Raw genomic sequence first — 14,709 nt, forward strand, 5'->3', positions numbered from 1 at the left:
TCAGGAAGAGAACGCCAGCCGGAGCGCCACGCCGAGATTGGCCGCGAACAGAGCCGCGTCGATGACGAAGATCCTGAGCATCGGACCTTTCAGCACGGGCCAGTAGGCCACCCCGACGCGCCCTCCGCGCATCAGGACCGGAAGGTTATAGGCGAACTGGCTGAAGTGGCAGGCGGCAAAGAACAGGAACAGCGCGAGCTGCGCCTCGATCGGCTGGAAGAAAGCCGGACGAGCGGCCAGAAGGTAGAACGATAAAAGCCCGATCGGCAGATTCATCCCGCCTAGGAACGCCACGCTGGCCGCCAGCGTCGGCGCGATCGGATTGCTGCGCTCTTCGCGCGGCAGGAGTATCTTCAGCGTATTGCCCTGCGCGACGCTGAACTGGATGAACGCGCCGCCGAACCAGAGTGTGTTGAGGAGCAGGACGAAATCCGAAAGGTGCATGATCATTTTCCGTAGAAGGCTTCGCTGCGCACCACACGGCCCGCATCGTCGAAATCCATGAACTCGCTGGCGCGCGTGTCGCCGAGCTGCCACCACACCGTCACGCGCGCGATCGCCTCGTCCCAGCTCCAGCTCAGGATCTTGAGGTCGGCGCTTTCGATGTGGCCATAAGCCTCGCGCCAATAAGCGCGGATGTTCTCGGCGCCGGTGACGACCGGAGAACCGGTCAGTGATAGTGCCAGAGGGCTGCGCATCTGCGCATCGTCAGCGAAATGCGCGACGACCGCGTCGATATCGACCCGGCACCAGCTCGCACACCATGCCGCGACGAAGCGCTCGGCGGCTGCGCGATCCATTGTCCGTCCGCTCATGGCGGAGCCCTCCCCTGGCTCGTTGCCGGGAAAGTGGCAAAGCTCGCACCTCATGTCAACTATGTTGACTTCAAGAATCGTCAGTTGTTGTCGGCGATCGCCCCCATGACGGCCATCCATGCCGCCGCACCCGAAGCCCCGGCACGGTCGAACGCTTCGCGCAGGACCTTGCGCTCGTGATCCGATGCCTTTTGCTCGATGCGTCGCCCGGCCTCCGTCAGGCGCAGCAGCTTGGAGCGATGCTGCTCGGGTGCCCGCTTCGACGTCAGGAGCTTGCGCTCCAGCAGCAGGTTGAGCGGCCGGTTCAGGGCTTGCTTGGAGATGCCGAGGATCTCGATCAGCGAGCCGATCGCGATATCGGGACGGCGCGCCACCACGTAGAGGATGCGGTGGTGTGGACGCGACAGGCCCTGCTTCGCAAGATATTCATCGGCCTCCAGCGTCATCCCGCGCCAGCCGTAATACATCAGCTCCAGCGCCGCATCGAGATCGTGCAGTTTCGGAAGTGAGGCGCGGTGAAGCCCCGCAGCTTGAGACGTCTTTGCCATTGTCTGAAAGAGCCTAACCTCGCGCCCGCAGCTCGCGCCGCAGCACCTTGCCCGTGGCCGTCATCGGCAGTGTCTCCGCGAACTCGACGAAGCGCGGATATTCGTGCGCGGCGAGTTGCACCTTCACGAACTCCTGGATCTCGCGCGCGAGCGTGTCGCTTGCCGCGAAGCCGGGACGCAGCACGATCCAGGCCTTGATCGATTCGGTGCGGATCGGATCGGGGATGCCGACCACCGCCGCCATCGCCACCGACGGATGCTTCATCAGCGTGTGCTCGATCTCGGACGGGCCGACGCGATAGCCGGCGGTGGTGATGACGTCGTCCTCGCGGCTGACATACCAGAAATAGCCGTCCTCATCCCGGGTACCGAGATCGCCGGTCAGCAGGAATTCGCCGGCATATTTCTTCGCCGTCGCATCCGGATTGCGCCAGTATTCGAGCATCGTGCACGGGCATGGCTGGCGCACGCCGATGATGCCGCGCTGCCCCGTGGGCAGTTCCTCGCCCTTGTCGTTGACGATGCGGACGTCGAAGCCCGGCGTCGCCTTGCCCATCGAACCCGGGCGGATCGGAAACAGGTTGGAGTTGCTGCCGATCACGAGGTTGCACTCGGTTTGGCCGAACACCTCATGCGCATCGATGCCGAACGTCTCGCGCACCCAGCCGAGCAGCTCGCCGCCGAGCGATTCACCGCCAGTGAAAATGCTGCGCAGCTTGACGCCCGGATGCTTCACGCCGGCCTGCCGCATCAGCTTCAGCGCCGTCGGCGGCAGGAAGACGTTGCGGACACCGAGGTCGGCCATCATCTCCATTGCCGCCTGCGGCTCAAACTTTCGCGCGCGGTGACCGACCAGGGGGATGCCGTGATACCAGAACGCGAACAGGCCGTTGACGAGGCCGCCGATCCACGCCCAGTCCGCCGGCGTCCACATCAGATCGCCGGGGCGCGGCAGGAAGTTGTGGCACATCTCGACATTCGGCAAGTGGCCAAGCACGACGCGATGCGCATGCAGCGCGCCCTTCGGATTGCCTGTCGTGCCTGACGTGTAGATGATCAGGGCGGGGTCATCGGCGGAGGTGTCGACGGTCGCAAAGTCCTCGGACGCGGTTTCGATCGCCGACCAGAACGGCTTTGCGCCGGCATGGACGGCGCCGCTCGTGACATAGATGTCCTGCAGATAGGGCAGCCGATCGCGGACCTTCGTGAGCTTCTCCCAGCCCGCCTCATCAGTGATGATGGCTCTTGCTTGCGAATTCGACAGGCGGAATTCCAGCGCGTCCTCGCCGAACAGCGCGAACAGCGGGATCGAGATCAGCCCGGATCGGAACGCGGCCATATGCGCGATCGGCAGTTCCAGCGACTGCGACAGGAACACCGCGACACGGTCGCCGCGCACGAGCCCATCGGCCTTCAGCACATTGGCGAAGCGGCGCGACATCTCCGCGACCTCGTCGAACGAGGTGCGCGTGGTTGCGCCGTTCTCGTCGACATAGAGCAGCGCGAGGCGGCCCGTGCCGTCGGCATGGCGGTCGCAGCACGCTTCCGCCATGTTGAAGCGCGCCGGGACGTCCCAGCGGAAGTTACGATAGAGCTCGTCGTAGGTTGCGGCTTCGGTCAGCATGGTCGTTTCCCGGCAGCGTCGTCACAGCCGGGCGTGTCCCGGCCATCCACGTTCTTGTTTCGACCTGAGTTTAAGCGCGTGGGAGCCCGGGACAAGCCCGGGCATGACGATGCGGAGGCATCCCCTAACGGCGCACCGTCTGGAAGAATTTCCTGACGTCGCCAACATACAGCTCCGGCTGCTCGAATGCGGCGAAATGCCCGCCCTTCTCCATCTCGCTCCAGTGCGTGATGTTGGGAAAGTTCGGCTCCATCCAGCGCCTGACCGGCGTGATGATCTCCTTGGGGAACACGGCCACGCCGGTCGGCACGTTGACTTTGGGCGTGGTGCGGCGCTTGCCAAAACTCTCCCAGTAGAGCCGTGCGGAGGAGGTCGCCGTCTCCGTTGCCCAATAGAGCATGACGTTGTCGAGCAGCTCGTCCTTGTCAAAAATGTTTTCGGGATGGCCGTCGCAATCGGTCCAGGCCCAGAATTTTTCCAAAATCCAGGCCGCCTGCCCGCTCGGCGAATCCGTCAGGCCATAGCCGAGCGTCTGCGGCCGCGTCGATTGCTGCTTGGAATAGCCTGAATCGAGATCGACATAATGCTTCAGGCCGGCGAGCGCGCGCTTCTCTTCCGCCGTCGGCTCGCCCTCGACCTTCGGCGCCGCGTTGAAGGCGAGCGTGATGTGGATGCCGGCGCAATGCTCGGCGTCCTGCGCGCCCAGCGATGTCGTCACCGCCGAGCCCCAATCGCCGCCCTGCGCGCCGTAGCGCGCGTAACCGAGCCGATCCATCAGCTTCGCCCAGGTCGCGGCGATACGGTCAACGCCCCAGCCGGTGGTCTTTGGCTTGGCGGAGAAGCCAAAGCCCGGCAGCGACGGACACACCACATGAAATGCATCCGCAGGATTGCCGCCATGCGCGGCAGGATCGACCAGCGGCGCGATCACCTTCTGGAATTCGACGATGGAGCCGGGCCAGCCATGGGTGATGATCAGCGGCAGCGCCGACGGCTCCTTCGAGCGCGCGTGGATGAAGTGGACGTCGAGCCCGTCGATCTCGGTGGTGAACTGCTCGAAGCGGTTGAGCTTCGCCTCACGGGCGCGCCAGTCATAGCTGTTGGCCCAGTAGGCGCAGATCTCCTGAATCCATTTCAGCGGCACGCCCTGGCTCCAGTCCTCGACCAGCTCCGCCTCCGGCCAGCGCGTGCGGGCGAGGCGGGATTTGAGGTCTGTGAGAATGTCGTCGCTGATGGCGATGCGAAACGGTTTGATGGCGCCGGTCATCGGTTGCCCCCGATTGTTTCTGCGGGAGAGAGTAGACCGGATTGCAGCGCCATCAAAGGTGCCCCTTCTCCCCTTGCGGGAGAAGGTGGCGCGAAGCGCCGGATGAGGGGTTTCGCTCCGCGGAAACTACTGCGAGAGGGTCGCCCGCGGGGAGAGCCCCCTCACCCGCCTCGCTTCGCGAGGCACTCTCTCCCGCAAGGGGAGAGGGAAGAAGCTAGCCCGTCAGCGCGGCCTTCACCACGCCGCTGGCCTTGCCGAAATCCATCTGACCGGCGTACTTCGCGCGCAACACCGCGATCACCTTGCCCATGTCCTTCATGCCGGCAGCGCCCGTCTCGGCGATGGCGTCCGCGATCGCCTTCTTCACCTCGTCGTCCGACATCTGCTTCGGCAGATAGGCCGAGATCACCGCGATCTCCTCGCGCTCCTGGGCGGCGAGCTCGGCACGGCCGCCCTTGTCGTAGAGCTCGACCGACTCCTGGCGCTGCTTGATCATCTTCTGAAAGACGCCGAGCAGGTCAGCGTCCGACAGCGGCGGCTTGCCGTTGCCGCGCGCCTCGATGTCGGCGTTCTTGATGGTCGAGTTGACCATGCGCAGGGTGGACAGCTTGCGCTCGTCCTTGGCCTTCATGGCCTCCTTGACCGCGTTGTTGATGTCGTCGCGCAGCATGATCGTGATCCCTTCGAATATCCGACGCCTGATCTAGGCCGTTCGCGGCCCCGAGACAACCGGGGCTCCCAGCCATTCGACCAGCGCCCGCGTCGTCGCCTCGGGCTGCTCCGGCTGCGGCAGATGCCCGCAACGCTCGAGGATCACCAGTCTCGCGCCCGCTATGCCCTCAGCCATCTCCTTGGAGAACGCGTTCGGAATCGTGTTGTCCTGATCGCCTGTCAGCACCAGCGTCGGGCATTTGATCGTCGCCAGCGTCGGCCGTGAATCCACCCGCGCAATGATCGCGGTCTGCTGCCGCAGATAGCCTTCGACGCCGACGTCCTCGCCCTGCTCGTGCACGAGCTTCCGAATGCCGGCATCGTCGTGGCGCGAGGGATGCACCAGCTCGGGAAACATCTCCTCGCGCGCCGCGCTCAGCTCGCCGCGCCTCGCCCGTTCCATCAGGCCACGGCGGCGCGCGGTCGCTTCCGGTGTATCGGGCCGGGCCTGGGTGTTGATCAGCGCGAGCTTCAAAACCCGCTCGGGCGCCTGGCGCATGATCTCGAGCGCGATATAGCCGCCCATGGAATGGCCGGCGAGCGCGAAGCGCGGCGGGGCCTCGCCCAGCACGCGCCGGGCGATCGCCGCCATGCTGTCGTCGCGGATATGGTTGGCAATCATCACCGGGCCGAACCGCCAGAGCGCGGGGACCACCGGGGCGTAGATCCGGGCCGAGGAGGCCAACCCCGGAACCAGCAGAAGCGGGGTGGTCTGGTCCATTATTGCCTCGCGAGCCCAGGAAATTGGCGGAAATTATCCTGCCAAGCTTAAGTGCCTGAGGAGACCTGTCAAATATGCAAAAACGCATGTGAATCGGCGCTCGTCCGCTTTGACGGCGGCGCCGGCCCGGACTATGAACCGGGCTCATGACACAACATGACAACGATACCGCCTGGCCGGACCACAAACCGACCGCGCTCCTCGTGCTCGCCGATGGCACGGTGCTCGAAGGCTTCGGTCTCGGCGCAGAAGGCCATGCCGTCGGTGAGGTCTGCTTCAACACCGCGATGACCGGCTATGAGGAGATCCTCACCGATCCCTCCTACGCCGGCCAGCTCATCACCTTCACCTTCCCGCATATCGGCAATGTCGGTACCAACGAGGAAGACATCGAGACGGTGAACATGGCCGCGACGCCGGGCGCGCGCGGCGTGATCCTGCGCACCGCGATCACCGATCCCTCGAACTACCGCGCCACCAAGCATCTCGACGCCTGGCTCAAGGCCCGCGGCATCATCGGCCTGTCCGGCATCGACACCCGCGCATTGACCGCGCTGATCCGCAGCAAGGGCATGCCCAACGCCGTGATCGCGCATGCCAGGAACGGCGAGTTCGACCTGCATGGCATGAAGGAAGAAGCGCGCGAATGGCCGGGCCTCGAGGGCATGGACCTGGTGCCGATGGTCACCTCGGGCCAGCGCTTCACCTGGGACGAGACGCCCTGGCTGTGGGACAAGGGTTTTGGCCGCCAGGACAAGCCCGAGTTCAACGTCGTCGCCATCGACTACGGCATCAAGCGCAACATCCTGCGCCTGCTCGCCGGCGTCGGCTGCAAGGTGACGGTGGTGCCGGCGACGACCTCATCGGAAGACATTCTGGCGATGAAGCCGGACGGCGTGTTCCTGTCCAACGGCCCCGGCGATCCGGCCGCGACGGGCAAATACGCGGTGCCGGTGATCCGGGACGTGATCAAGTCGGGCACACCGACCTTCGGCATCTGCCTCGGTCACCAGATGCTCGGCCTCGCCGTCGGCGCCAAGACCAAGAAGATGCATCAGGGCCATCACGGCGCCAATCATCCCGTGAAGGACGAGACCACCGGCAAGGTCGAGATCACCTCGATGAACCACGGTTTTGCGGTGGACGAGGCGACGCTGCCGAAGGGCGCGACGCAGACCCACATCTCGCTGTTCGACGGCTCCAATTGCGGCATCCAGCTCGACGGCAAGCCGGTGTTCTCGGTGCAGTACCACCCCGAGGCCTCTCCCGGCCCGCGCGACTCGCACTATCTGTTCCAGCGCTTCGCGGATCTGATGCGGCAGAAGAAGAGCGCGTAACGCCGGCTCTCCTGCAATTGCCTTGACGACATCGAGCCCGGGCCTTGACCCGGGCTCTTGTCATTCCGGGCTCGACGCTGCGGTTCGCCCGGACACAAGGTACGTCGTCTCACGCCCCTCGTTGATTCCTGCTACGCTCACGCAGGAGCCCTGCCATGTCCGCTGTCCGCGACAATGCCGAGCCACTCGCCATCGTGTTCGAAGATGACGGGCTCGTGCCGAACAACAACCTTCCCTTCCTGGTCTATCAGGGTGCGGTGAAGCTCGATTCCAGGCGTCCCGAGGCGACCATCGAAAATCTGTTCGAAGCGAACAACTGGGGCGGCACGTGGCGCAACGGCGTCTACGACTATCTGCACTATCACGCGACGGTGCATGAGGTGCTCGGCGTCGCGCGCGGCAGTGCCCGCGTGCGCTTCGGCGGCGATCATGGCCAGGAGCTGGAGATCAAGGCGGGCGACATTGCGATCCTGCCGGCCGGCACGGGGCATCAGTGCATCAGGGCGAGCGACGATTTCTGCATCATCGGCGCCTATCCGCCGGGATCGAACATGGTGGTGACGCGGGCAACGCCGGAAAACCACGCCAAAGCACTGAAGACGATTCCCGAGGTCGCGCTGCCGCCGGCCGATCCGGTGACGGGCAAGGATGGGGCGTTGATGCGGCTGTGGCGGTAGTCGCAAGCAAGGTGCCGTAGGGTGGGCAAAGCGGAGCGTGCCCACCGATCAGTTCAAGCCGCAAGGATAGATGGTGGGCACGGCGCGCAAGAAGCGCGCCTTTGCCCACCCTACGCAGTCGCGTACCCCCTACGCCTCGTTGCCGCCCTCCTGGCGGGTGGCCTCGAACAGGAACCATGTCCGGCGCTCGGTCTCGTCGATGAAGTTTTCGAGGATGCTGGCGCTGGCGACATCGCCGGCGTCGTCGCAGACCTCGTGCGCCTTGCGCATCGCGCTCGCGACGTGCTTGTTGTCCTGCATCAGCTCGCGCAGCATCTCGCGCGGCGGGACGTAGTCCTCGTTGTTGTCCTTGATGGTCTGGAGCTTGGCGACCTGGCCGATCGACTTCAGCGTGGTGCCGCCGATCTTGCGGACGCGTTCGGCGAGCTGGTCGGTGGTGGCGAAGATCTGGTCGGACTGCTCGTCGAGCAGCAGATGATAGTCGCGGAAATGCCGGCCGCTGATGTGCCAGTGGAAATTCTTGGTCTTCAGATAGAGCGCGAACGCATCGGCCAGAAGCACGTTGAGCGCCTCAGAGACCTTCTTGACCCCATCGGGCGACAGATCGGTGGGGGTATCGAGATCGGGCGAGACCTTGGTGGGGGCTTTGCTCACGGGAAACCTTCCTGTTAGGACGCGGACATTGACGGCGCGCCGTCGCACCCCTAACGCAAGGCGGGCAGCGCCAGTTCCTTGACAGGAACCGTTTGGCCGGGACCTACGAATACCATGGACGATTGGATCGATTATTACGACTCCACGCATACGATCTATGTCAGCAAGCTGCATCGCGACTTGCACTTCCAGATCATCGCGCGGGACATCATCGGCTACATCTCGTCGCCCGAGGCGACCGTGCTCGACTATGCCTGCGGCGAGGCGCTGTCGGCGAGCCAGGTGGCCGCGGCCTGCGGCAAGCTGATTCTCGCCGAGCCCGCCCCCGGCGTGCGTGGCCGGCTGATCGCGCGATTTGCCCCGAACACCAAGATCCGCGTCCGCTCCCTCGACGACGTCCGCAAAATGCAGGACCAGTCGATCGACCTCGCGGTGATGAACTCGGTCGCGCAATACATGACGCCGGACGAGCTCGATGCCGCGCTTGTCAACATCCGGCGATTGCTGACCCCGTCCGGCAAGCTCGTGCTCGGAGATATCTTGCAGCCCAATGTCGGCATGTTCAGGGATGTGATGGCGCTGCTCAGCTTCGGCCTGCGTCACGGCTTCCTGAAGGACGCGCTGATCGGGCTGATCAGCACCGCGCTGTCAGATTACCGTCATCTGCGCACGCGCATCGGGCTTCAGCGCTATGGCGAGGACGAGATCGTCGCCAAGCTGACCGCGGCGGGCTTCGCTGTCCAGCGCGCCCACACCAATATCGGCCATAATCGCTGGCGCATGACCTTCATCGCGCGGCCGCCTCTGGTCCGTTAAGCATAATGACTGCCCGAGGTGGCTTGTCACACGCCGATAGGTAAAGATCGTCGCGGCCCGGTGGCGGAAGCGTCTACGCGAGGGCGGTGCAACGCTCTTCATCCTGGTTCAAATCCAGGCCGGGTCTCCAGCCTTCGCTGGCTCCGCCAGCTTCGGCTAGGCAAGCCGTATCGTGCGAAGGCTGCCTCGGCGAAGCCCGAAGGGCGAAGACGGGCACGCTTCGACGGACCGCCCAAAGCGAATTCTCGAAAACTCGCAAACTTCAATCCACTTCGGCCGTTTCGCACTCCGACAGCAGCTGTAGCCGGTCGGCATCCTTGGCTGCGGAGCTGAGGACAGCATCGAGCAGCCCCGGAAAGCGTGCGTCCAGATCCTCGCGGCGGAGCCGCATGAAGCGGTTGGTCCCCGCCACGCGCGTCAGCATCAGGCCGCACTCGCGCAGCTTGGCGAAGTGGTAGGCGAGGTTGGATTTGCCGGAAAGGCCGCTGAAGTCGCCACAGCAGAGCTCGCTGCTGACACGTTCCTGCTGGGCGAGCTGATAGACGATGGCCAACCGGATCGGATCGCTGAGGCAATCCAGAACCATCGGCAGCTCGATCTGCTCGCGGGTGGGATGAAGGGGCGTGCGGCTCATGGTCCGGAATCATAGCAAACTGGCCGCGATGTTCAATAGTTCTTGAACCAATTGACTTCTCGACCCTCGCATTCAATAGTTCAATAAACGTTGAACATAGGGATATCGTCCAATGAGCGTGTTCTGGCTGGCTCTCGCGGCCTTCGCGATTGGTACCGAAGGCTTTGTCATTGCAGGGCTTTTGCCGTCGATCGCCGCCGATCTTTCGATTTCCGTCCCGGCCGCCGGCCAATTGGTCACCGCCTACGCCCTCACCTATGCGGTGGGTTCGCCGATCCTGGCGGTGACGCTGAACAATATCGACCGCCGCACCGTGCTGGCCGTGGCGCTATCGACCTTCATCGCCGGCAATCTCGTCGCGACGGCGGCTTCCAGCTACGCCCTGCTGCTGGCCTCGCGCATGCTGATGGCGCTGGGCTCCGGACTATGCATGCCGACGGCGCTCGCCGTATCAGTGGCCGTCGCCGCGCCCGAACGGCGCGGCCGCGCGGTGGCGCTGGTCACCTCGGGCCTCACGGTTGCGACCGTGATCGGCGTCCCGCTCGGCAATCTCGTCGGCAGCCTGCTCGGCTGGCGCGCGACCTTTGCCATGGTGGCCTTGATCGGCGCGGTTGCGCTTGCCGGCCTGCTGCTTGGCTTGCCCCGCGGCCTGCCGCGCAACACCGCCTCGCTCAGCGAACGGCTGGCGGTGGCGCGTCACAGCAATGTCGTGATCGCGCTTCTGATCACCATCTTATGGGCGCTCGGCGGCTTCACCGTGTTCACCTATTTCGCGGTCCCACTGCGCGGCCTCGGCTTCGACGCCGCGCAGATCAGCCTCGCGCTGCTGGTGTTCGGCGGCGCCGCCGCCATCGGGAACATGCTGGGCGGTGTCCTGGCCGACCGGCTCGGGACTCTCGCCACCGCAGGCCTCGGGCTCGCCGGCATGGCGAGCGCCCTGATCCTGCATTCGCTGGTCCTGAAGTTGATGCCTGGACAGGCGCATTATGCGGTGCTGGGCGCGATCTTCCTCTGGGGCATCTCGGGCTGGGCGTTCTATCCGGCCCAGGTCGCTAGCATCATCCGGATCGAGCCGCAGGCCTCGATGATCGCACTCTCGCTCAACGCCTCCGCCATGTATCTCGGCTTTGCCATCGGCGGGGCCCTGGGTGGCGCGGTGCTGGCCACCCTTTCGCCTACTGATCTTGGCTGGATCGGCGGATCGAGCGTTGCGGCCTCGCTGCTGGTGCATCTCGCCCGTGGCTGGCAGGCACGGCCAAAACCCGTCAAAATTGCCGGTTGATGGGCGTTTTTCGGGGTTTCGCCGCCCCGAAAACTGGTCTAAGACCCACCCGCGCGCGAGGGGAGACCCCGCGCTCTCGGCTCAAGGGGACGCGCGGCAAGCGCGCCCTTTTTTTGTGCCCAAAATCCACTTCGGCGAGAGTTGATGCCCAAACGTACAGACATCACCACCATCCTGATCATCGGCGCCGGCCCCATCGTGATCGGCCAGGCCTGCGAGTTCGACTATTCGGGCACGCAAGCGGTGAAGACGTTGAAGGAGGAGGGCTATCGCATCGTCCTCGTCAATTCCAATCCGGCCACCATCATGACCGATCCGGAATTGGCCGATGCGACCTATATCGAGCCGATCACGCCCGAGATCGTCGCAAAAATCATCGAGAAGGAACGTCACGTCATTCCCGGCGGCTTCGCGCTGCTGCCGACCATGGGCGGACAGACCGCGCTGAACTGCGCGCTGTCGCTGCGCCGGCAGGGCACGCTGGAAAAGTTCGATGTCGAGATGATCGGCGCGACCGCGGATGCGATCGACAAGGCGGAAGACCGTCAGCTGTTCCGCGAGGCCATGACCAAGATCGGGCTTGAGACGCCAAAGTCGCGGCTCGCCAACGCGTCCGAGTTGAAGAAGTCCTTCCGCGACAAGCACCGGGCCGAACGCGAGAAGCTGTCGGGTGCCGCCCTCGAGGAACACGAACGGCAATGGGTGCTCGGCGAAAGCGACCGCCGCAAGCGCTACCAGGAGTATGCGCTCGGCCAGGCGCTGATGGCGCTGTCCGAGATCGGCCTGCCCGCGATCATCCGTCCCTCCTTCACGATGGGCGGCACCGGCGGCGGCATTGCCTACAACAAGGAAGAGTTCCTCGACATCATCGAGCGCGGCCTGGATGCGTCTCCGACCAACGAAGTGCTGATCGAAGAATCCGTGCTCGGCTGGAAAGAGTACGAGATGGAGGTCGTGCGCGACAAGAAAGACAATTGCATCATCGTCTGCTCGATCGAGAACCTCGATCCGATGGGCGTGCACACGGGCGACTCCATCACGGTCGCGCCGGCGCTGACGCTGACCGACAAGGAATACCAGATCATGCGCGACGCCTCACTCGCGGTGCTGCGCGAGATCGGCGTCGAGACCGGCGGCTCCAACGTGCAGTTCGGCGTCAATCCCGAAGACGGCCGCATGGTCGTGATCGAGATGAACCCGCGCGTGTCGCGGTCGTCCGCATTGGCCTCGAAGGCCACCGGCTTTCCGATCGCAAAGGTCGCCGCCAAGCTCGCGGTCGGCTACACGCTGGATGAAATCGCCAACGACATCACCGGCGGCGCGACGCCGGCCTCGTTCGAGCCGACCATCGACTACGTCGTCACCAAGATTCCGCGCTTCGCCTTCGAGAAATTCCCGGGCGCGTCGACCACGCTGACCACGTCGATGAAGTCGGTCGGCGAAGTGATGGCGATCGGCCGTACCTTCCAGGAGAGCCTGCAGAAGGCGCTGCGCGGACTCGAGACCGGCCTCACCGGGCTCGACGAAATCGAGATCGAGGGGCTAGGCCAGCACGACGACAAGAACGCGATCCGCGCCGCGCTCGGCACGCCGACGCCGAACCGGCTGCTCCAGGTCGCCCAGGCCATGCGGCTCGGCTGGTCGAACGAAGATATCTTCAACTCCTGCAAGATCGATCCGTGGTTCCTCAGCGAGATGCGCGGCATCGTCGACATGGAGGAGAAGGTCCGGAAGAACGGCCTGCCGGGCAACGCCTTCGGCATGCGAACGCTCAAGGCCATGGGCTTCTCCGATGCGCGGCTCGCTGTGCTCGCCGAGACGACGGAAGCTGACGTGACGGCGAAGCGCCACGCGCTCGGTGTCCGCCCCGTCTACAAGCGCATCGACACCTGCGCGGCCGAGTTCGCGTCGCCGACCGCCTACATGTATTCGACCTATGAGGCGCTGTTTGCGGGCGCGCCCGCGGACGAGAGCTCGCCGTCCGACAAGAAGAAGGTCATCATCCTCGGCGGCGGGCCCAATCGTATCGGCCAGGGCATCGAGTTCGACTATTGCTGCTGTCACGCCTGCTTCGCACTGCATGACGCCGGCTACGAATCCATCATGGTCAACTGCAATCCCGAGACGGTGTCGACCGACTACGACACCGCCGACCGGCTCTATTTCGAGCCGCTCACCGCCGAGGACGTGCTGGAGATCATCGCGAAGGAGCGCACCAACGGCACGCTGCACGGCGTGATCGTGCAGTTCGGCGGCCAGACCCCGCTGAAGCTGGCGCGTGCGCTGGAAGCTGCCGAAGTGCCGATCCTCGGCACCTCGCCCGACGCCATCGACCTTGCCGAAGACCGCGATCGCTTCAAGCGCGTGCTCGACAAGCTCCGGCTGAAGCAGCCGAAGAACGGCATCGCCTATTCGGTCGAGCAGGCGCGCCTGGTCGCAACCGATCTCGGCCTGCCGCTGGTGGTGCGCCCGTCCTACGTGCTCGGCGGCCGCGCGATGCAGATCATCCGCGAGGAGAACCAGCTCAGCGACTATTTGCTCGGCACGCTGCCGGAGCTGGTGCCGGCCGACGTCAAGGCACGCTACCCGAACGACAAGACCGGGCAGATCAACACCGTGCTCGGCAAGAACCCGCTGCTGTTCGACCGCTATCTCTCAGATGCAACGGAGATCGACGTCGACTGCCTCTGCGACGGCAAGGACACCTTCATCGTCGGCATCATGGAGCACATCGAGGAAGCCGGCATCCATTCCGGCGACAGCGCCTGCTCGCTGCCGCCGCACTCGCTCGATGCCAGGATGATCGAGGAGCTGGAGCGGCAGACGCGTGAGCTGGCGCTCGGCCTCGACGTCGTCGGCCTGATGAATGTGCAGTACGCGATCAAGGACGGCGAGATCTATGTGCTCGAAGTCAATCCGCGCGCCTCGCGCACGGTGCCCTTCGTCGCCAAGGTGGTCGGCACGCCGGTCGCCAAGATCGCAGCGCGCATCATGGCCGGCGAGAAGCTCGCCGACTTCAAGCTGAAGAAGGCGGACTTCAAGCATGTCGGCGTGAAGGAATCGGTGTTTCCGTTCGCCCGCTTCCCCGGCGTCGACACGGTGCTCGGCCCCGAGATGCGTTCGACCGGCGAGGTCATGGGCATCGACAGCTCCTTCGCGATAGCCTTTGCCAAGAGTCAGCTCGGCGGCGGCACGCGGGTGCCGCGCAAGGGCACGGTGTTCGTCTCGGTTCGCGAGAGCGACAAGACGCGCATCGCCGAGGCCGTTCGCGAATTGCATTCGCTCGGCTTCAAGGTGCTGGCGACATCGGGCACGGCGCGCTTCCTGACCGATCAGGGCATCCCGACCGAGAGGGTCAACAAGGTGCTTGAGGGACGGCCGCACATCGTCGATGCCATCACCAATGGCGACGTCCAGCTCGTCCTCAACACCACCGAGGGCCCGCAGGCGCTCGCCGACAGCCGTTCGCTGCGGCGCGCGGCCCTCTTGCATAAAGTGCCGTATTACACCACTCTTTCCGGGGCCGTGGCGGCCGCGCAGGGCATCCGCGCCTATCTGGGCGGGGACCTTGAGGTTCGTACCCTGCAGAGCTACTTTTCGGAAACCTGATCGCTAGCAACGGC

General features: G+C 64.7%; 14 protein-coding genes and 1 tRNA gene. 6 read left to right on the top strand and 9 right to left on the bottom strand.

Annotated features, from left to right (window positions below):
- The 7 genes from IVB46_RS26150 to IVB46_RS26180 form a co-directional block, all read right to left on the bottom strand.
- Positions 1-444 carry a hypothetical protein gene (locus IVB46_RS26150; RefSeq protein ID WP_071917129.1) on the bottom strand — a complete coding sequence of 148 codons (444 nt, stop codon included), beginning with the start codon at positions 442-444 and terminating at the stop codon, positions 1-3.
- A gap of 2 nt (positions 445-446) precedes the next feature.
- Entirely contained in the window at positions 447-815 is a 369-nt protein-coding gene (locus IVB46_RS26155) for a nuclear transport factor 2 family protein (RefSeq protein WP_085400432.1), read from the bottom strand.
- An 80-nt stretch (positions 816-895) separates the two neighbouring features.
- Positions 896-1,363 (bottom strand): MarR family transcriptional regulator, encoded by a 468-nt coding sequence (locus tag IVB46_RS26160; protein ID WP_028159428.1) that lies wholly within the window; start codon positions 1,361-1,363, stop codon positions 896-898.
- A 13-nt stretch (positions 1,364-1,376) separates the two neighbouring features.
- Complete coding sequence (locus tag IVB46_RS26165; RefSeq protein ID WP_247315349.1) at positions 1,377-2,987, bottom strand: acyl-CoA synthetase; 1,611 nt, start codon at positions 2,985-2,987, stop codon at positions 1,377-1,379.
- A gap of 124 nt (positions 2,988-3,111) precedes the next feature.
- Positions 3,112-4,254 (bottom strand): epoxide hydrolase family protein, encoded by a 1,143-nt coding sequence (locus IVB46_RS26170; protein WP_247315352.1) that lies wholly within the window; start codon positions 4,252-4,254, stop codon positions 3,112-3,114.
- 214 nt (positions 4,255-4,468) lie between these two features.
- On the bottom strand, positions 4,469-4,924 hold the full coding sequence (locus IVB46_RS26175) for a GatB/YqeY domain-containing protein (RefSeq protein ID WP_247315353.1): 456 nt from the start codon (positions 4,922-4,924) through the stop codon (positions 4,469-4,471).
- Between the two features lie 33 nt (positions 4,925-4,957).
- Positions 4,958-5,686, bottom strand: coding sequence for an alpha/beta hydrolase (locus IVB46_RS26180; protein ID WP_247315355.1), 729 nt, complete (start codon positions 5,684-5,686; stop codon positions 4,958-4,960).
- Between the two features lie 146 nt (positions 5,687-5,832).
- On the opposite strand from IVB46_RS26180, the gene carA reads away from it, so the two are divergent.
- Positions 5,833-7,023: a glutamine-hydrolyzing carbamoyl-phosphate synthase small subunit gene (gene carA / locus IVB46_RS26185; RefSeq protein ID WP_063985501.1), complete on the top strand. Its 1,191-nt coding sequence runs from the start codon at positions 5,833-5,835 to the stop codon at positions 7,021-7,023.
- Between the two features lie 155 nt (positions 7,024-7,178).
- Complete coding sequence (locus IVB46_RS26190) at positions 7,179-7,700, top strand: cupin domain-containing protein (protein ID WP_247315357.1); 522 nt, start codon at positions 7,179-7,181, stop codon at positions 7,698-7,700.
- 129 nt (positions 7,701-7,829) lie between these two features.
- On the opposite strand, the gene IVB46_RS26195 is transcribed toward IVB46_RS26190, so the two are convergent.
- Positions 7,830-8,354 carry a DNA starvation/stationary phase protection protein gene (locus IVB46_RS26195; protein WP_063985503.1) on the bottom strand — a complete coding sequence of 175 codons (525 nt, stop codon included), beginning with the start codon at positions 8,352-8,354 and terminating at the stop codon, positions 7,830-7,832.
- A 114-nt stretch (positions 8,355-8,468) separates the two neighbouring features.
- On the opposite strand from IVB46_RS26195, the gene IVB46_RS26200 reads away from it, so the two are divergent.
- Positions 8,469-9,170, top strand: coding sequence for a class I SAM-dependent methyltransferase (locus IVB46_RS26200; protein ID WP_208084756.1), 702 nt, complete (start codon positions 8,469-8,471; stop codon positions 9,168-9,170).
- 54 nt (positions 9,171-9,224) lie between these two features.
- Positions 9,225-9,300, top strand: a tRNA-OTHER gene (locus tag IVB46_RS26205).
- A 132-nt stretch (positions 9,301-9,432) separates the two neighbouring features.
- On the opposite strand, the gene IVB46_RS26210 is transcribed toward IVB46_RS26205, so the two are convergent.
- Positions 9,433-9,804, bottom strand: coding sequence for a helix-turn-helix transcriptional regulator (locus IVB46_RS26210; protein WP_071909605.1), 372 nt, complete (start codon positions 9,802-9,804; stop codon positions 9,433-9,435).
- A gap of 112 nt (positions 9,805-9,916) precedes the next feature.
- On the opposite strand from IVB46_RS26210, the gene IVB46_RS26215 reads away from it, so the two are divergent.
- Together IVB46_RS26215 and carB are read left to right on the top strand one after the other, a co-directional pair.
- The gene (locus tag IVB46_RS26215) at positions 9,917-11,086 is read left to right on the top strand and encodes an MFS transporter (RefSeq protein WP_247315359.1); all 1,170 of its coding nucleotides are present in this window, start codon (positions 9,917-9,919) and stop codon (positions 11,084-11,086) included.
- Positions 11,087-11,230: 144 nt separating this feature from the next.
- Positions 11,231-14,695 carry a carbamoyl-phosphate synthase large subunit gene (gene carB / locus IVB46_RS26220; RefSeq protein WP_038942752.1) on the top strand — a complete coding sequence of 1,155 codons (3,465 nt, stop codon included), beginning with the start codon at positions 11,231-11,233 and terminating at the stop codon, positions 14,693-14,695.
- Positions 14,696-14,709: the final 14 nt, after the last annotated feature.

Source organism: Bradyrhizobium sp. 61 (assembly GCF_023073075.1).
Classification (GTDB): domain Bacteria; phylum Pseudomonadota; class Alphaproteobacteria; order Rhizobiales; family Xanthobacteraceae; genus Bradyrhizobium; species Bradyrhizobium barranii.